Origin of the sequence: Qipengyuania sp. S6317L1 (assembly GCF_023015615.1) — a bacterium.
Lineage (GTDB): Bacteria > Pseudomonadota > Alphaproteobacteria > Sphingomonadales > Sphingomonadaceae > Erythrobacter.
On the sequence record NZ_JALKAJ010000003.1, the window covers coordinates 1 to 18068 of the forward strand.

The 18068-nt window shown below is 57.2% G+C and carries 14 protein-coding genes and 1 pseudogene; 5 read left to right on the forward strand and 10 right to left on the reverse strand.

The window, feature by feature from the left end:
• A pseudogene (locus MWU38_RS14920) lies at positions 1-3059 on the reverse strand (hypothetical protein); the annotation flags it as partial.
• A gap of 303 nt (positions 3060-3362) precedes the next feature.
• Here MWU38_RS14920 and uvrA point away from each other — a divergent pair.
• Positions 3363-6284 carry an excinuclease ABC subunit UvrA gene (gene uvrA / locus MWU38_RS07680; protein ID WP_247271271.1) on the forward strand — a complete coding sequence of 974 codons (2922 nt, stop codon included), beginning with the start codon at positions 3363-3365 and terminating at the stop codon, positions 6282-6284.
• 38 nt (positions 6285-6322) lie between these two features.
• Here the strand turns inward: uvrA and MWU38_RS07685 are convergent, their stop codons facing one another.
• The 3 genes from MWU38_RS07685 to MWU38_RS07695 are packed head-to-tail and all read right to left on the reverse strand — an operon-like array spanning position 6323 to position 8813.
• On the reverse strand, positions 6323-7468 hold the full coding sequence (locus MWU38_RS07685) for a DGQHR domain-containing protein (protein ID WP_247271272.1): 1146 nt from the start codon (positions 7466-7468) through the stop codon (positions 6323-6325).
• On the reverse strand, positions 7458-7970 hold the full coding sequence (locus MWU38_RS07690) for a hypothetical protein (protein WP_247271273.1): 513 nt from the start codon (positions 7968-7970) through the stop codon (positions 7458-7460). The genes MWU38_RS07685 and MWU38_RS07690 overlap by 11 nt, the downstream gene beginning before the upstream one ends.
• The gene (locus tag MWU38_RS07695; RefSeq protein WP_247271274.1) at positions 7971-8813 is read right to left on the reverse strand and encodes a Dam family site-specific DNA-(adenine-N6)-methyltransferase; all 843 of its coding nucleotides are present in this window, start codon (positions 8811-8813) and stop codon (positions 7971-7973) included.
• 117 nt (positions 8814-8930) lie between these two features.
• On the opposite strand from MWU38_RS07695, the gene MWU38_RS07700 reads away from it, so the two are divergent.
• Complete coding sequence (locus MWU38_RS07700) at positions 8931-9545, forward strand: hypothetical protein (RefSeq protein WP_247271275.1); 615 nt, start codon at positions 8931-8933, stop codon at positions 9543-9545.
• Here MWU38_RS07700 and MWU38_RS07705 read toward each other — a convergent pair.
• The gene (locus MWU38_RS07705; protein ID WP_247271276.1) at positions 9535-10104 is read right to left on the reverse strand and encodes a septal ring lytic transglycosylase RlpA family protein; all 570 of its coding nucleotides are present in this window, start codon (positions 10102-10104) and stop codon (positions 9535-9537) included. The two genes, MWU38_RS07700 and MWU38_RS07705, sit on opposite strands and share 11 nt — an antisense overlap.
• Positions 10105-10621: 517 nt before the next feature.
• Between MWU38_RS07705 and MWU38_RS07710 the strand changes: the two genes are divergently transcribed.
• Positions 10622-11173 carry a hypothetical protein gene (locus MWU38_RS07710; protein ID WP_247271277.1) on the forward strand — a complete coding sequence of 184 codons (552 nt, stop codon included), beginning with the start codon at positions 10622-10624 and terminating at the stop codon, positions 11171-11173.
• Positions 11174-11244: 71 nt separating this feature from the next.
• Here MWU38_RS07710 and MWU38_RS07715 read toward each other — a convergent pair whose 3' ends face one another.
• Positions 11245-12459: an argininosuccinate synthase gene (locus MWU38_RS07715; RefSeq protein ID WP_247271278.1), complete on the reverse strand. Its 1215-nt coding sequence runs from the start codon at positions 12457-12459 to the stop codon at positions 11245-11247.
• 164 nt (positions 12460-12623) lie between these two features.
• Between MWU38_RS07715 and MWU38_RS07720 the strand changes: the two genes are divergently transcribed.
• Positions 12624-13964, forward strand: coding sequence for an acyltransferase (locus MWU38_RS07720; RefSeq protein ID WP_247271279.1), 1341 nt, complete (start codon positions 12624-12626; stop codon positions 13962-13964).
• 1 nt (position 13965) lies between these two features.
• On the opposite strand, the gene MWU38_RS07725 is transcribed toward MWU38_RS07720, so the two are convergent.
• Positions 13966-15312, reverse strand: a complete 1347-nt coding sequence (locus tag MWU38_RS07725) for a cyclopropane-fatty-acyl-phospholipid synthase family protein (protein ID WP_247271280.1) — start codon at positions 15310-15312, stop codon at positions 13966-13968.
• Positions 15313-15404: 92 nt separating this feature from the next.
• Between MWU38_RS07725 and MWU38_RS07730 the strand changes: the two genes are divergently transcribed.
• A complete protein-coding gene (locus tag MWU38_RS07730; protein ID WP_247271281.1) occupies positions 15405-15848 on the forward strand; it encodes a DUF1801 domain-containing protein in 444 nt (147 codons plus the stop codon).
• A gap of 3 nt (positions 15849-15851) precedes the next feature.
• On the opposite strand, the gene MWU38_RS07735 is transcribed toward MWU38_RS07730, so the two are convergent.
• From MWU38_RS07735 to MWU38_RS07745, 3 genes are read right to left on the reverse strand one after another with little or no spacing between them, the layout of a single operon-like run.
• Entirely contained in the window at positions 15852-16616 is a 765-nt protein-coding gene (locus tag MWU38_RS07735) for a molybdopterin-dependent oxidoreductase (RefSeq protein ID WP_247271282.1), read from the reverse strand.
• The gene (locus MWU38_RS07740; RefSeq protein WP_348646870.1) at positions 16609-17304 is read right to left on the reverse strand and encodes a cytochrome b/b6 domain-containing protein; all 696 of its coding nucleotides are present in this window, start codon (positions 17302-17304) and stop codon (positions 16609-16611) included. Before MWU38_RS07740 ends, MWU38_RS07735 begins: the two co-directional genes overlap by 8 nt.
• Positions 17301-18056 (reverse strand): SDR family oxidoreductase, encoded by a 756-nt coding sequence (locus MWU38_RS07745; RefSeq protein WP_247271283.1) that lies wholly within the window; start codon positions 18054-18056, stop codon positions 17301-17303. The genes MWU38_RS07740 and MWU38_RS07745 overlap by 4 nt, the downstream gene beginning before the upstream one ends.
• Positions 18057-18068: the final 12 nt, after the last annotated feature.

Genomic DNA, 18068 nt, shown 5'->3' on the forward strand with positions numbered 1-18068 from the left:
CCATCGGCCTCCATGATGGCGCGCAAGAATGCTGTGCCATCGGTGAGCGCGAAATACACCTCCTGCAACCCGTCACCATCATAGTCATCCGCGCCCAGAACGCGGTTGATATTCTCGATCGCAAGGTCATTCTGGAAACGCTGCTGGCTGTCGAAGGGGCTGCCCTGTTCGACATCGCCTGATTGCACCAGCGGGTCGAGGTAGATACCCGCCACCCGCGTTTCACCGGCCCAGCTAAAGTCGTCGAAGTAGACGAGGCCATCATCAGCGGTGCCAACGGTAGCAAAGCGCCCAATCGCATCGTTGACGAGGATCTGATCGATGTCGCCATCGCCATTGACGTCCGCCTCCCCGATCCGAAGCCAAGCGCCATCGCCGCCAAGCGCATTGCCATCAAAATCGCGTAATGCCGTGAGCGCGTCTTGATAGAGGGAAGGGTCGGCGGTCTGAAAGTTGACGCTCACCCCTTGGCCAGGAAGCAGGCGGACAGTCTCATCGTCAAACTGCGCAAACTCGATCGTGCTGAGCGTGTCAGTGCCATCGGGCCCTACGACTTCAAACACACCAAGCTGCGTTTGTGTGATGGTGTAGTCAGCAAGGGCACCAGCAAAGACAGCCGTGTCGATATTGCTCCCGCCATCAAGCAGGTCGTTTCCGCCACCACCATTGAGAGTGTCGGCATCAAGCCCACCAAAGAAGCTCTCCGAACCCGCCCCGCCGAGCAGTGCGTCGATCCCTGCGCCGCCGGTTACAGGTCCCCCGGCCGTTCCGCTGCGTCCGTCATAAAGGTCATCGCCATTGCCGAAGTCCACCTCGTTCAGGATAATGCCTTCGTTGATGATTGTCGCGCCCAAAAGAGCGGAGCGCGCTGGGTGGTCGTCAGGTCGTCCTCCGCGAGGATCGTAGAAGACAAAGCTGTGCGCTGTCAGCCCTTGGCTAATGGTGAACGATCCGCCTGGCGCTCCGCCCAATATGGTGTCGGACAAATCAGAGTCAGCCCCCGGCAAGAGGACTATATCGGCCGCGTTGACGTTGCCGCCGAATATTGAGCTGCTTGCGAAAATGAGATCAAAGCCAGAGATATTTGAGAACGTGTGGGGTTGGAGTTGCTCCCCGAATGGCGGCGAGAGCAAAAGCTGCTCAAAACCCGTCACATTTGCAAGGGAATCGCTGATCGAAGCTTCCGGGAAGAGATAAATCAGTTCGTCTTCATCGCCCGTACCACCATCGAGGCTTGTGATAGCCGTGGTCAGCAGTGACCCATGCTCGACCACGAATGAATCGTTCCCACCTCCCAAGGAGACGTCTCCAACAAAAGAGCCATCTCGAACCACGACGGTTTCGACGCCATCACTTCCTGTAATCGACGCAAGGTGGGAGTTGATGAAGCTGCCATTAGCACGTGTTCCCCCCGAGATAGAGAGATTAGCATCGGGATTGTTGCTGTCCCTGAGCGTGAAAGAGGCCGTGTCCCCAGATATCACGATGCGCTCTAGACCATGAAGACCGACAAAGCCTACTGACGAGAACGTGTCGCCCACCTCCATTGAAAGCACTTCAAAACCACTAACACCCGAACCGTCATAAGGCGAAAAAGGGGTCTGAGCGGCAATGGATAGTACATCATGACCTTCACCGCCGTCGGCGTTTAGGGTGAGCACATTGTTTGGGTCGAAGAAACTTGGACGCTCCAGATTCTGCACAATGACGATATCATTGCCAGTTCCGGCCTCGATTATATCGCCTTCATCGCGAACGATGATCACGTCATTGCCCGCGCCGCCATTGATCGTGTCGTCTCCCGCGCCGCCGTCGAGAACGTCGTCGCCTGCTCCGCCGTTGATAACGTCATCTCCTGCCAAGCCTCGCAAATAGTCAATTGCGGCCGTGCCTGAAATGGTGTCGCCGCTATCTGAGCCGTTGGTCACCGAATAGGCATTGAGCATTTGGATATCGGAGCGCACTGTCCCCTCAACCCAGTTGCGCCAAATGAAGGCCACATCGTCGGTGCCAAACGCAGCGATAAGCGGGGTATCCTGACCAAGGTCCGTCCCGTCATTGATGCGGAACTCATCGCCGATTGGCTGTCCATTGGAGGAAAAACGGCGGGCCATGACGTCACCGATCTGGAAGAAGTTTGGACCTTCACCCGGTACGTCAAGTCGCCATGCAACGACAAACGATCCGTCACCCAGAACTTCAGCGGTTGGTTGCATGGTATCGTAGTCAGTGTTTGTGTTCACCTGAAACTGCGACCCGACCATTTCCCCTTCAGGTGTGAAGATCGCGCCGACAATGAGGTCGGAAGAAGACGAGCTGGGAAGCTCGTTCCAGACCAACAAATAATTGCCGTCTTCGAGGATCTCGATCGACTGATATCGCTGGTCTGAATTGGCAGGGCCAGAAACTCCCACATCGACGAGCGCGCCAACCGGTTGTTGAGCATCGTTGAATGCCTGCGCCTTGATGGTTCGGTCATCATTCCAAGACGCGACGAAACCACCATCGGGAAGGGCTGCGATCTGTACTCTTGAGAAATTAGTCGAATTGCTTCCCTCGGTCAACGTGAAGGGATCTGTGAGAAAACTACCGTCTTCGCCAAGGATGCGCGCCTGCATCGTATCTGGGTTGGAATTTGCTCCCCAAGCGACCAAAACCGAACCGTCGGCAAGGACGGCAACATCGGGCTGTTGTTCACGGTTGTTCGAGCCATCCAGACCAATGATTGATGTTGTTGGCGCTCCGTCGGAATCGAAGAACTGGGCTTTCACCAAAACTGGAGAACCGGACCAGACCAAAACGAAGCCGCCGCCGGGTAGCCCGACGGTATCCACGCTTTGCATGTTTGCTTCGCCCACCGCGAACGGCTCAGTACGCAGGCTGCCATCAGCGTCGTAAAGAGCGGCGAAGGTTCCGGAACTCACATTGTAGGTGACCAAATAACCGCCATCGGACAAGCTTGCGATCGTATGGTTGTCTGCCGAAGTGAAAAGTTGAGCAGGAGAAACGCCCTCTTGTTCCAGATGCCCCAACTCAGATTCCGACACATATACTGGCATTTAGTCTGACCCCTCAAAAACATTGCGCAGGGCCGCCTAACAACAATTACTCATGCCAATCAACACTCTAAGCGCACTTTGGTGTTCTAATCTGTAGAGACTGATCTCGTGTTGCAAATGTTTGCCGTGAAGACTTGCCATTTTTACCCGTTAGCGCCTTAGGCGCTCCCGCTTACCGGCCCGCTCAGATTGCAATGCGACCAGTGTCTCCCCATATCGCTGGCACCTTTTTCCCGCACAACTGTTGGGTCTATGTCGCCCTGGTGTTGACACCCTAGAACATTTCCGGAACAAATCCACTTCATGTCTCTTACAAAAATCTCGGTTCGCGGTGCGCGTGAGCACAACCTTAAAGGTATCGATATCGACCTGCCGCGCGATGCGCTGATTGTGGTCACGGGGCTGTCGGGGTCGGGGAAGTCTTCGCTCGCCTTTGATACCATCTATGCCGAGGGGCAGCGGCGCTATGTCGAGAGCCTTTCCGCCTATGCGCGCCAGTTCCTTGAGATGATGCAAAAGCCCGATGTCGAGCATATCGACGGGCTCTCGCCGGCGATCTCGATCGAGCAGAAGACGACTAGCCGCAACCCGCGCTCGACCGTGGCGACGGTGACCGAGATTTATGACTATATGCGGCTTTTGTGGGCGAGGGCGGGTGTGCCGTATTCGCCAGCGACCGGAGAGCCGATCAGCGCGCAGTCGGTTTCGCAAATGGTCGACCGGGTGATGGAATTGCCGGAAGGGACCCGCGCTTACCTCCTCGCGCCAGTGGTGCGGGGCCGCAAGGGTGAGTATCGCAAGGAGCTGGCCGAGTGGCAAAAGGCGGGCTTTACCCGCGTGCGTATCGACGGCGAACTTTACCCGATCGAAGAAGCGCCCGCGCTCGACAAGAAATTCAAGCATGACATCGAAGTCGTCGTTGACCGGATCGCGGTGAAGGACGGCCTTCAGACGCGGCTGGCGGACTCGTTTGAAACGGCGCTCAAGCTTGCCGAGGGGCTTGCTTACGTCGACCTTGCCGATGGCGTTGTGCCGGGGCGTGAGGGTGAAGCTGACAGCGGTGGGGCTATGAAGGGGGCGGGGCTGCCTGCCAACCGCATCGTATTCTCCGAAAAATTCGCCTGTCCCGTCAGCGGTTTCACCATCGAAGAGATCGAACCGCGCCTGTTTTCGTTTAACTCGCCGCAAGGGGCATGCCCGACCTGCGACGGGATCGGCGAAAAGCAGTTGTTCGACCCGCAACTGGTGATCCCCAACGAAGGGCTGACCCTGAAACAGGGCGCCGTCGCGCCTTGGGCCAAGTCCAACCCGCCATCGCCGTACTATATGCAGGTTCTCACCAGCCTTGCGAAGGCGTATGATTTCAAGATCACAACGCCGTGGAAGGACTTGGAGCCCGATCAAAAGCTGATCATCCTGCATGGCACGGGCGGGATGCCGGTGCCGCTGACGTTCAAGGACGGGCGCAAGGAATACACCGTCAACAAGGCGTTCGAGGGCGTCATCGGTAACCTCAACCGGCGTTTGGCGCAGACCGAGAGCGCGTGGATGCAGGAGGAGCTTTCCAAGTTCCAGACCTCCCAACCGTGCGAGGCGTGCGGCGGCAAACGCCTCAATGAAAAATCGCTGGCGGTGAAGATCCCGTCCGAGAACGGCCCCACCGATATTGCCGAACCCGTCAGGATGAGCGTAGCCGATGCAAAGGCGTGGTTCCTCGACCTCGACCAGCATCTGAGCGAGCAGCAACAGCAGATCGCAAAGCCGATCCTCAAAGAGATCAACGAGCGTCTCGGCTTCCTCGACAATGTCGGGCTGGACTATCTCAACCTCGACCGCACCAGCGGCACGCTTTCAGGCGGCGAGAGCCAGCGTATCCGCCTCGCCAGCCAGATCGGCAGCGGGCTTTCCGGCGTGCTTTACGTGCTGGACGAGCCCTCCATCGGCCTTCACCAGCGCGACAACGACCGCCTCCTCGAAACGCTCAAACGTCTGCGCGACCTTGGCAATACGGTGATTGTGGTCGAGCATGACGAAGACGCGATCCGCACCGCCGACCATATCGTCGATATCGGTCCCGGAGCGGGCGTGCGCGGCGGCGAGATCGTGGCGCAAGGGACGCTCAAGCAGATCATGCGCTCGAAAAAGTCGCTCACCGCCGATTACCTGACCGGGCGGCGCGAAATCGCTGTTCCGACGGATCGGCGCAAGGGCAATGGCCTTTCGCTCACCGTCCACGGGGCGCAGGCGAACAATCTGCAGAACGTCACCGCCTCCATCCCGCTTGGCACCTTTACCTGCATCACCGGAGTATCGGGGTCGGGCAAGTCGTCCTTCACCATCGACACGCTCTACGCAGCGGCCGCGCGCACATTGAACGGCGCGCGCATTATCGCTGGCAAGCATGAAAAGGTGACGGGCCTCGAACACTGCGACAAGGTGATCGAGATCGACCAATCGCCCATCGGCCGCACCCCGCGCTCCAACCCCGCGACCTACACCGGCGCCTTTACCCAGATCCGCGACTGGTTTGCAGGGCTGCCGGAATCCCAGGCGCGCGGATACAAGCCGGGGCGCTTCTCCTTCAACGTTAAGGGTGGCCGGTGCGAGGCATGCCAGGGCGACGGCGTGCGCAAGATCGAGATGCACTTCCTCCCCGACGTTTACGTGACGTGCGAGGAATGTGGCGGAAAGCGTTACAATCGCGAAACTTTGCAGGTGAAGTTCAAGGGGCATTCCATCGCCGACGTGCTCGACATGACGATTGAGGATGCCGCCGAATTCTTCAAGGCCGTCCCCCCCATCCGCGATAAAATGGCGATGCTGTGCGAAGTGGGACTTGGCTATGTAAAGGTCGGCCAACAGGCGACGACGCTATCGGGCGGCGAGGCGCAGCGCGTGAAACTGGCCAAGGAATTGGCCAAGCGTTCGACGGGCCAGACGCTCTATATCCTCGACGAGCCCACCACGGGCCTGCATTTTGAGGATGTGAGGAAGCTTCTGGAAGTGCTCCAGCGCCTTGTCGAACAGGGCAATTCGGTCGTGGTGATCGAGCACAATCTCGATGTGATCAAGACGGCGGACCATATTCTGGACTTAGGCCCAGATGGTGGCGTTCGCGGCGGCGAGCTTGTCGCGAGCGGAACACCGGAGGAAGTGGCCAAGGTCGAGCGCAGCTTTACGGGGCAGTATTTGAAGCCGATGTTGGAGCGGGCGAAGGTGGGGTAGTTAGTCGATGCAGTCCGTTACGCAATTCAATTCGGACCCTAAACCTCTTTCGGAAGGGTTTCCGCTAGCTCCCTGTAAAGCGCTGCCGCGCCACTTGATCCCGGTACGAAACGATCCGTGTTGAAATCATTATCTTTCAGTGATGACCGATCAAGCAGGGATCGAAATTGTTCCTTAGTTGGTACGGTAGGCTTGGTGGTTATACTGAGATAAGCCTCTCTCAGATACCGGATTAATGCGTTATAACCGTTGGTTTTCGAGAGCATGGCTCCTCGCCCAGTGTCCGTCCATGCGACTTCCCACTTTTCGCTGACCGCGCCGAAGAAATTGATCAATATTGCTAAAATCTTGTGATCTTCGTTAGCTTTGAAATGCGGGTAGAAAATTCTCCGTTCAAAGTCATCTTGGCCTCGGTCAGGCCACACACCTGTTCGTTTACCTATGTCACGGTCAGTCATTGGATCTCGCGAGACGTAAGGAAGTATTCCACGAACAACGGTGGCTTGCGATAAAGTTTCTCCAAACACCCCTTCGGTGGCTGAGCCGAGCCTCTTAATCCTCTCGAAGAATGGGCTGTCTGACCTTGAATTGAGGCTAACAACGAGCTCATGGCAAGTCTTCTCAGGGCTCCTTCCTTTGTCCAAGGAAAAGAGGTCGTAAACGAGGCTTTTATTTACTTTGGTTTGAGCGAGGTTGACTTTCGAAAACAGCATAGCTTGAGTCCCCTCAGCGATGCCAACAAAAATGTTCACTGAGAGGTCCCAGTTGAAGTTTGTGCCTTCAAACGCCTTGAGGCGGTGCTGCCCATCTATGATGCGCGCAATCCCGCGAAAAGGTACAATGACCGATTTGTCCTCTGGATCCTCATAGGGCGTTAAAACTAAATGCTTCAATCCGTCGACGGTTTCGAGCGACGCGCAACGTTCATCAACGGAAACGACGATTGAGGTTGGAAAACTCGCGTCTACCGTTCCAATATATTTCCTGATTTCTTTGACTCTATCATCCTTTAGTTTTCGCTGGATGCCCATAAAGTCTTTAACCCCATTGTTCTCTTTGATCTGTCGAAAATCAAACTGGCAAATTTCGAGCAGACTTTGAGCGGGCATCACGGTTGAGTAGAACTTGCCGACTGGCTGTTCTACCTCTTGAAAGGGAAGCGATAGTTTAGTCCTACTGGCCATTTTTGAACCTATTGTACTCGTCATCAAGGCTCTTAGTACCTTGCTTGAACGTATCCTGTAGATCGGGCGGTGCTATCTCCATGTAAAACAGCAAAAGATAGTGGATGAGGAGAAATGCCCCGTAGAACCAGTACCCCCAGCTAACGACGTCATCGTTGACGATTGTCGAGAATGTGGGATCAACGCCAATAAATCCTACGATGGGAAGAACCAATAATATTGCTGCCATTCCTAGATAGGCTCTTGCAGCGTGCCTTGGGCGATCGCCTCGAAGAATTGCTAGCCAGAGAATTGTGCCAAAAAGAGCATAGGCAAGTAGGTAGATCTGACCGCGCGCGAACAACGTGCCAACCTCAAAACCAACCCCGCCGTCACCTGTTGCCGATTTTACAAACGCAGTGATGAAGTAAGGAGCCAACGAGCAGATCGCTATTATCAACACTTCGGTTATAGAGCGCCAGTGCACATCGGGCTGGCTGAAATATTGTTTTACCCAATACATTTAGGCAACCAAGATAAATTCAGTTGTTTTGCTACGTCCAGAGCTTTGTCCACTAATTATCGACGAGCGCGCAACAGAGGAATGTTTGCCAAATCCATCGTAAAGAGCCCTAACACTCTGGTGGTCAGCATTTGTTAAGATGACCGACGCACCTCGTTCACTAGCTCGTTGCAATGAAAATGACAGTCTCTCTTGATCCGCCCACGAGAAAATAGCTTCGTTGTATTTCACAAAGCCATTCATATTATGTTTTACTGTGTAAGGTGGATCAACAAAAAGAAGATCTCCAACGCCAGCAAGGTTTATCGAGTCTTCAAAGTCACCACACATCAGCGTCGCCCTCTTGATAATCTTAGCGTAGTCCTGAAATGATTCTGCTTCGTCAAAGATTGCGTTCTTAGTGCCAATCGGCACGTTGAATTGGCCTTTCAAGTTAAGCCTAAAAAGACCGTTCCAACATGTTCGGTTCAAGTAGAGAGTGCGGATAGCTCCGACCGGTCCATGAGTGTATCCCCGAGCGCGCACCTTGTAGTACATCTCTTTCGAGTGTGCTTGATGAAGGTGCTTTAGACCACGAGCGATGGTCTGAGGCTTCGTCGATATCATCTCATAAAGATTGATTAGCTCAGGATTTAAGTCGTTCAATATCGCCTTTTTAGGAGCAATAGCGAAAAAGCCTGCACCGCCTCCCAAAAATGGCTCAATATACCTATCGAATGATGGCAATTTTTCTATGAATTCAGAGGTGAAAAGCCAACGCTTTCCTCCTGCCCACTTAAGAAAAGGCTTCATCCCGCGTCCCCATTTAGCATTTCTGCTTAGCCTTAAATTTTGCAAATTCAAGACGCCAGAGTTTTCCTACACCGCAAAATTCGCGTAAATGGGCTGGCTCCCTTCTCTACGCCTGCGCGGCGCTCACCCCACGCGCGCCGCAGCGTAATGCCACACCGGAGCCTCCCCATGACCGATCTCGCCAACACCGCCGACCTCACCGCCAATACGCCCCTATCCACCCGCGCTTTTCCTCGTGCGCTTCAGGCCAAGTTTCTCACTACTTTGGCCGAGTGGGGCAATGTTCGCAGCGCGGCGAAGGCTGTGGGGGTGGCGCGGGCGACGGCTTATCGGATGCGGCGGGCTTGTCCGACGTTCCGAAAGCTATGGGACGCGGCGCTGCTTCATGCGCGGGCTGTGGTGGAAGAGGTGCTTGCCGACCGCGCGCTCAATGGCACGCAGGAAAGCGTCTTTTACCACGGGGAGGAAGTCGCCACGCGAACGCGCTATGACGCGCGGCTGCTGCTTGCGCATCTCGGGCGGCTTGACCGGTTGGAGAAGACCCGCGGTGTGGCCGATGCGGCCAATGGCTTTGACCTGGAGGTGGCGGAGCTGGCGCTACTCCCCGAAAGGGAGACCGATATGGACACCATCATCGCCGAGCTGAAAGAGGATATGGAGGCGTATTACGCCGACGATCTGGACGAGGATGATTTTGCCTGTCTGGACAGTGTCTCAAGTGTCTCAAACACACACGGTGAGGGGCCGTTTTTAGGCGAGGTTTTGCGAACGACTATTCGATAATGTCGAGTTCCACCCGCGCGTGACCCCGCGAAACGAAGCCGAGCCGCTTTGCCGCGGCGCGCGAGAGGTCGATGGTGCGCCCTTTGATAAAGGGACCGCGATCGTTGATGCGCACCACAACCGAGCGGCCATTGCGCGCATTGGTGACGCGCACTCGGGTGCCAAACGGCAGGGTTTTGTGCGCTGCTGTCATCGCGTTCATGTCAAACCGCTCGCCATTGGCGGTGAGACGGCCATGAAAACGCCGCCCGTAAAAGGAGGCAACTCCGGCGCCCAGATCGCGCAGGATGCTTGGCCCGCGGGGCGGCTCAAAGGTGCTGAGGTCGACGGCGTGCGCGGGGACCGTGATCGCATCCTCGCCCGTGGCTGGACCGGCATCGGCAATAATGCTGTCGAACTCGGCGCTGAAGTCCGAGGATGAACTTGACGATTGCGGTGGGACGAAGCTGGCGGACATTTCTGTGCGCGCGTCATCGGCGGCGGCAGAGGCATTAAGCGATGTCACGCAAGCGATACCCAACATGGCAATGCCTGCGGCCTTGCGCGCAAATTTGGTCACGTTTTACTCTCCCATCGCACTTTGGCCAATGGGAGGGGCGCATACACAAATAGGAGCCGGCGCGCCAACTGGGGGCATCTACCCGTCGCGCTTTAGGGGCGGATTCACGATGATCGGTGTGATTGGGGCGGTGGAGCGAGCGGTAGCACGGATGCAGAAAGGTGCGGAATTCACTCAACGCGGAGTCGCAGGAGCACCCGTTGCGCGCACAACGCCTCGACGATTCATTGGCTGAAGGGGGGCAGAAAAGCAAATGGGGCCGGCATTGCTGCCGACCCCACTCTCACCAGCGCGTGGTCGCTTGGCCGATGTTTGCATTCGGTTTGGGCAAGCCGCCCCTCCTGCATCCTGACCAAAGCGCACTTGGCACCCGGTGTATCGCCCGCGTCCAGCTGCTCCGTTCCTCGCGTCCCCCTTGCAGGTTTCGCGTCTTTCGGTGCCGCCTTGCTTCGCGGTCCTTCCACCGACGCTCGCGCCGGCATCCGACTTTGCCTTGTGCTTTGCCTTCGCTCCTGTCGTGGCCAAAGCCACCACTCTCGCGTCCAGCCTGCCGTCTGGCATCGCCGAGACCGTCATCCTGGGTTTGGCAAGTCAGACACTGTTCGTTCCGATTGCTCCCACTTGCGTACAAGCACTCTTTCCTACAGCTATTGCCAGCCACTATGTCGGCCTTGAACGGTTGCTTTGCGTCGCCAGTCTTTCAAACGATCAGACTTGCACTTGGCGTGAGCTTTGTGCACTTCTTCTCTCAAGACGAGCGTGGACAGCAGCCACCGTATCTTTGTTTCGAGAAAATCCTCGTGAAATCAGTTCCTTGCGGTTCTTCTTTCTCAAGTTTTCCCGTCCCGAAGACAAGTTGAAAGTGCGCCTCGACCGGGCTTTTCGCAAGGCTGGCAAGAGCGACTTATCCACTTTTCCCAAGATCGCTTGTGGACACGAGTGGACAACTCAACGCCTCGTCGCTTTTACTTGGTCAGAGCGGGAACCAATGCACCTATTGGGAGTGCGCCGTGGTTCTTTTCGCAAAGTCGAACTTTGGCAAAATTTCATAACCGGCACGGGGGTCTGACGCGACTCGGCAAGACTGACTTGGAGCGGTGCAAACCTGCTGGCAAACCGCCGCAGGTTCACCGGTTGCCCTTATCGATCTCTTTTCGCGAGGAGCTTCAAACGCAGCGCGTTCAGTTTGATGAAGCCTTCTGCATCGTGTTGATCGTAAGCGCCCGCATCGTCCTCAAACGTCACGTGCGCCTCGGAATAGAGCGAATGCGGCGATTTGCGGCCCACGACGCTCGCAAGCCCTTTATAAAGGCGAACGCGCACCGTGCCCGTTACCTTCTCTTGGCTAAGGTCGATGGCGGCCTGCAACATCTCACGCTCTGGCGCGAACCAGAAGCCGTTGTAGATGAGCTCGGCATATTTCGGCATCAGCTCGTCCTTGAGGTGCGCTGCGCCCCGGTCGAGGGTGATCTGTTCGATGCCGCGGTGTGCAACGGCATAGATTTCGCCGCCCGGTGTTTCATACATGCCGCGCGATTTCATGCCGACAAAGCGGTTTTCGACAAGGTCGAGGCGGCCGATGCCATGCTTGCGGCCAAGCTCGTTAAGAGCGGTCAACAAGGTGGCAGGCGACATCGCCTCGCCGTTAAGGGATACGCCATCGCCGCGCTCGAAACCGATTTCGATATATTCCGGAGTGTCGGGCGCGTTTTCCGGATGATCGGTGCGCGAATAGACGTAGTCCGGCGTTTCTTCCCACGGATCTTCGAGCACCTTGCCTTCAGACGAGGTGTGCAGAAGGTTCGCATCGGTGGAGAAGGGCGCTTCGCCACGCTTGTCCTTGGGAACGGCAATCTGGTGCGCCTCGGCCCATGCGATGAGAGCTGTGCGCGAGGTCAGATCCCATTCGCGCCACGGAGCGATCACATGGATCGACGGGTCAAGCGCGTAGGCCGAAAGCTCAAAGCGCACTTGGTCATTGCCTTTGCCGGTTGCCCCGTGGGCAATCGCATCGGCGCCGGTTTCATGGGCAATCTCGACAAGGCGCTTGGAAATAAGCGGGCGCGCAATCGAGGTGCCGAGCAGATAGTCGCCTTCGTAACGGGCATTGGCTCGCATCATCGGAAAGACGAAATCGCGCACGAATTCTTCGCGAAGGTCCTCGATAAAAATGTGCTCGTCAGGAATGCCCATGTTGCGGGCCTTATCGCGCGCAGGCTCAATCTCTTCGCCCTGACCAAGGTCGGCGGTGAAGGTCACAACCTCAAGTCCGCGTTCAACGCTCAACCATTTGGCGATGACGGAGGTGTCGAGGCCGCCGGAATAGGCAAGGACAACACGCTTAATATCAGACATTTCAGAGCCTTCTTTCACCGAATTTCAATGCAAACGACCGATGGACGAACGCATGGTCATGCACAGTGTAGAGGCCCCTTAAACTTGCGAAGGCGGGTGTGGCCACCAATATTTTGTGTGCCAATGGTTAGATTTTGGCGACATGGGAGAGGGCTCGAGTGCTGATGATGTGGAACAAAGCGCGCGAGATGGCGCAAATGACCCCGCCGGAGCGCAATCGCTGGGTCGATTTCCTGCGCGCGATCTCCATCATGGCGGTGGTCTTCGGCCACTGGTTGATGGCCGGGCTCTATGTCGACGATGCGGGCGCGCTGCAACGCGGTGACTTGATTGAAACCTCACAGTGGACGCACTGGCTGACGTGGGCCTTTCAGGTGATGCCGGTCTTCTTCCTTGTTGGCGGCTATTCCAATTCGGTAAGCTGGCAGGGGACCTTGCGAAAAGCTTCACCGGGGCAGACCGGCGTTTATCGCGACTGGCTCGCCGCGCGGGTTCAGCGTCTGATTGCACCGACATTCCCGGTCTTGCTGGTTTGGGCGGTCATCGCGGTGGTGCTGACCCAGTTGGGTTTCCCGCGCGATCAAATCCGCATGGCAACCGAGGCGGCGCTTATCCCGGTTTGGTTTCTTGCCGTTTATCTTCTGGTGACGGCCTGTACGCCGCTTGCTCTGCGCGCGTGGAAGCGTTTCGGCTGGGTGAGTTTTGCGGTGTATGTCCCGCTGGTTCTGGGGGTCGATTACCTGCGCTTCGCCTATGGCGTCCCCTACATCAGCTTCACCAATTTCCTTTGGGTGTTTCTGGCGATCCACCAGCTGGGTTTTGCCTGGCAGGAAGGGCGGTTCAAAAGTCCCGCCATCGCAGGGCTCTGGTTCGCCCTTGGGCTTGCGGTGCTTGTCTCTGTCACGGTCTATGGCTTCTATCCCGTCTCCATGGTGTCAGCGCCCGATGGTTTTTCCAACTCGCTCCCGCCGACTTTCGCGCTTCTGGCGCTGGGCGTGGTGCAGGTCGGGCTGGTGCTTGCGCTGGAGCCGCTGGGCAGGCGGATGCTCGACAATCTCCGGCTGTGGACTGCGACCGTGTTGATGAACGGGATGATTATGACCGTCTTCTTGTGGCACCTCACCGCTTTTGTGCTGGTGATGACCTTTGTCTGGATCGCGCTTGGCGGCATCGGTCTCAGCAGCGTACCGGGCACAGGCGAGTGGTGGGCAACGCGCCCCTTGTGGCTGGCAATCTATATCCTTGCGACTTTGCCCCTGATCGGGATTTTCGCACGGCACGAGCGCACCTTTACCCCGATCAGGGGCGGGCGCACCGTGCCACGCGCGCGGGCGGTCGCAGGGGTGCTGCTGATCTGCATCGGCCTTGGTTGTACCGCCGGCATCACCATCGCTAGCCCCGAAGGGATCACGGGCTTGAGGATATGGGTGGTCGCAGCGCCCTTCGTCGGGGCAGCATTGCTGGGCTTTGGGCCGATTTACCGGCCTTCCAAAGCTGCCGAGTAAGTTATTCCGCCGCTTCTTTCAGCCCGGGATCAAAACGCCAGCTCGGGGTTTCGCCGATTGCGCGAAGCCGTGCGCTTTCGGCTTCCATATATTCGCGCGTCATCGGGATCGCTTCGCGGTCCTTCACATATTGCAGCTGCCAGTTGATCATCGTCCCGTTGCGGAAGGACTGTTCCGCGCCCGCAAGATAGAACAGCCACATCCGGTAAAAGACCTCGTCATACATCTCGGTGATCTCTTCACGGTGCATTACCGTGCGATTGTACCATTCCTGCAAGGTGTGGCTGTAATGGAAGCGCATCGCCTCGACATCGGTCACCTGCCAGCCGAACTTCTCGCTCTCGGTCACAAGCTCTGAGAGGGCAGGGATATAGCCGCCGGGGAAGATATACTTGCGCGTCCACGCATCGGTGTAACCCGGCGCGCCCGACCGGCCACAGCAGTGCGAGATCATCACGCCGTCTTTCTTGAGCAGCCGATTGGTGTGCTCGAAGAATTGCGGATAGTGGATTGTGCCCACATGTTCGAGCAGGCCAACGCTGGAGATGCGGTCGAATTCGCCCCCTTCTTTACTAGGCACATCGCGATAGTCGCACAGCTCGAACTTGACCTTGTCATCAACGCCAAGCTCACGCGCGCGCTCGTTCGAGAAGGCGACCTGATCAGGGGCGAGCGCGACGCCCAGCACTTCGCAATCGTACATCTTGTTGAGATACAATGCGAAACCGCCCCAACCACAGCCAATGTCGAGCACGCGCATCGGCTTGCCGCCATTGTCCTCTGGCCGCTTCATGTAAAGCTTGGCGGCCAGGTGGGCTTTCTTGTCCATCTGTGCCTGCTCGAGGCTCGTTTTGGTCGGATCATCCTCCCGATAGTACGCCATCGTGTATTGGCGATCTTCATCGAGGAAACGCTCGTACAGCTCGCGCGTCAGGTTGTAGGTGTGCTCGGCATTGGCTCTGGCGGAACTGCGCAGATTGATGCCGTCCACCGCCGCCTTCACCCGCTGTAAGGCCTTGCGAACGGGGCCCTTCGCCTTGAGCATATTGTCGCCCATGCGTTTTGCATTCATGGTCACGAACAGGATCATGTCGCGGATATCGTGCGGCTCTTCGACGACGAGCCAACCCCACATGAACGCCTCGCCTGCGCCCATTTGGGGATAGCGCACAATGTGATGTGCCGCTTTCTTGTGGGTCAGTTTGATGCGGATGGGACCAGCGCGTCCACCGATCAGCGGATCGTATTCTCCGCCGGGGCCATAGCTGTATTCGCGCCCATCATGGTCGGTGACGATCAGGGTGCCGTGTTTGATCGCTTTCTTCAGAAATTTATCGAGCAGCCACATAGTCCAAGCAGTCCCCTTCTGCTGTTACACTGCGAATGTGCGGCGCGTTGTGCTATCATGTCAATTGTCGATTGGGACGCGCTTGGGGAGGGATGAGCATGGCCGATAACAAGACGAAGCCGACGCAGGTGTCGGTCGAGGCCTTTATTGACGCAGTAGAGCCTGCATCAAAGCGCGAGGACGTGCGCGTTTTGGACGCGCTGTTTCGTAAGGTGACGGGGGAGGAGCCCCAGATGTGGGGCCCGTCGATTATCGGCTACGGCAGCTATCACTATAAATACGCAAGCGGACGCGAAGGGGATATGTGCCGCGCGGGATTTTCCCCGCGCAAGGCCAAGCATTCGCTCTATCTTATGGGCGGTTATTGCGATGATATTCAGGCAAAACGGCGCGAGGATGCGCTAAAGCGGCTGGGCAAACATTCGACCGGTGCATCGTGCCTCTACGTCAACAAATTGGCCGATATCGACCTCAACGTGCTCGAGGAGATGATCGCAACCGATTGGGAGACGATGAACCGCATCTATCCCGAATAAGGATCAGATCCCGGCATACCACTGGTAATCGCCAGTATCCTCCCAAAACCCGCCTTTGCCGCCGTAAAGGTCGTCAAAGCTCGCAACTGCTTCGATCGCGGTGAGATATTTGGCGTGCTTGTAGCCCAGCTGCCGTTCAATCCGGGCGCGCAAGGGGGCGCCGTTTTTCTCAGGGAGGGGCTCGCCGTTTAGCTCATGCGCGATGATCGTTTGCGGGTGATAGGCATCGACCATATCGACGCTCTCGTAATAGTCGCGGTTGTAGAGCACGTCGGCGCAGCGAAAGACGATGAAATTGGCCTTGTCGCTAACACGGGCCTGATCGAGCAGGTCGGAAAGCTTGGGACCCTTCCATTCGCCAATCGCGCTCCAGCCCTCGACGCAATCGTGGCGTGTAATCTGCGTGCGCTGGGGGAGGGCTTTGAGGTCTGCCAGCGACAGGCTCAGCGGATTATCGACAAGCCCGCGAACCTCTAGCCGCCAATCGGGGAAGCCTTTCGCCAATTGCTCCTGGTATTCAGGGGTTTCGACACTGACCGTGCCATTGCCTTTCACATCGGGGGAGCGTTCGTCGGGCGCATATTCGGGCGCCAATGCCTGGCGCGCGGCAAGGCTGCGGTGGGCGGCGCGGTGCCAGCCTTCGGCAGCGTCAAACAGGTCGCCCACGGGCTTTGTCTCGGCAAGCTCGGTACAAGCGGCGGCGGGCATGGCGGCAAGGCCTGCAAGGAGCGAGCGGCGTTTTATAGCTGTGACTGGTTTTTCAGGCATTTGCGTCCCCCTCGCGGCGTCCACCGGTAATCATGCGGCCAATCTGTGTGAGCGGCCCCGACCACAGCACCATCACCAGATGCACCGCGACAAAGCCGGCAAGCCCCCAAGCACAAAGAAAATGCAGCGATCGCGCGCTCTGACGCCCGCCGAGCCCTTCGACGAGCCACGGCGCGCTCACTTCGAACCCGGGGCTTATCGCAAGGCCGGTCGCAATCATCAGCGGCAAACCGATGCCAAGAACCAGACCGTAAGAAATCTTCTGAACCGCATTATAGCTCTTGTCGCCATGGTCGCCGGGCTGCGCGTGCTCCTTGATCGCGGCTCTCCACGCTGCGGGGCGCCAATCATTGAGCGAAGTCGCAATGTCGCGCGCAAAGTGGCGGTTCACAAGGCTCATCGCCCACATGACGAGAAGGCCAAGCGCAAATATCCATGCCGACAGATTGTGCCAATCGCGCGCCTCGGCAAGGTCGTAACGCTGCGGGATCGTCATCCAGGCGGGAAAGCGCGTAACGATCAGCCACGCCTCGCTCATGTCATAGCCATAGTCGCCCCAATAAAGCGCACGGTGCGCGTTGGAGATATTGAGGCCGGACATGAACAGCACCACGAAGGCAGCAGCGTTGGTCCAATGCCAAAGACGGGTGGTGAGCGCGTGGCGTTTGGCTGGACCCTTGTTCATCATGCCTCCTCGCGTGCAAGATAGATCACATCGCGCGGCTGATCGAGCAGGTGCTGACCGCTGTCGACAAAGAGGGTGGAGCCGCTTTTGAGCGCGCCAGTGCTGAGGAAAAGGGCCGCATCGACGATCTCGTTTGCTCCCGTTTTACGTTCCAGCAGGTTCAGCACATGGCTGGTTTCGGTTTCTTCCTTGCTTTGGTCGTGGCTGGGCAGGATTGCGCCCGGCGCGATGCCGTAAATGCGCGCATTATCGCCCGCGTCCTCGGCAAACATCCTGATCGTCGAGGCAAGTGCGTGTTTCGACATGGTGTAGCTGAAAAAATCGGGGTTCGGATTTTCCAGCTTCATATCGGTAACCTGGATCACGCAAGGAGGCACCGCGCTGCTCGCATGGGCGAGAAAGCTTTGCGTCATCAAGGCAGGTGTGCGCGCATTGATCTGCATCGCCTGTTCGGTCTTGTCCGCCTCTATATTGCGCGCATTGTCATATTGAAAAATCGATGCCGAATTGATGAGACAGCGAAACTCGGGAAGCTTCCTGCAAAGTGCGTCCACCATGCGGACCGCAGCCTCGTGATCGGCCAGATCGCAGCACACTGTCTCTGCGCTCGGCAACTCGTTCTGCAGTGCTTCTGCCTCGTCGTCGGAGGTTAGGTGATGGATTACCACATGCCATCCCGCGTTAGCAAAGCCGCGCGCAATCTCGGCGCCAAGGCGGGTGGCGCTTCCGGTGATGAGAACGGCTGGTTTGGTCATGATACCTTTAGA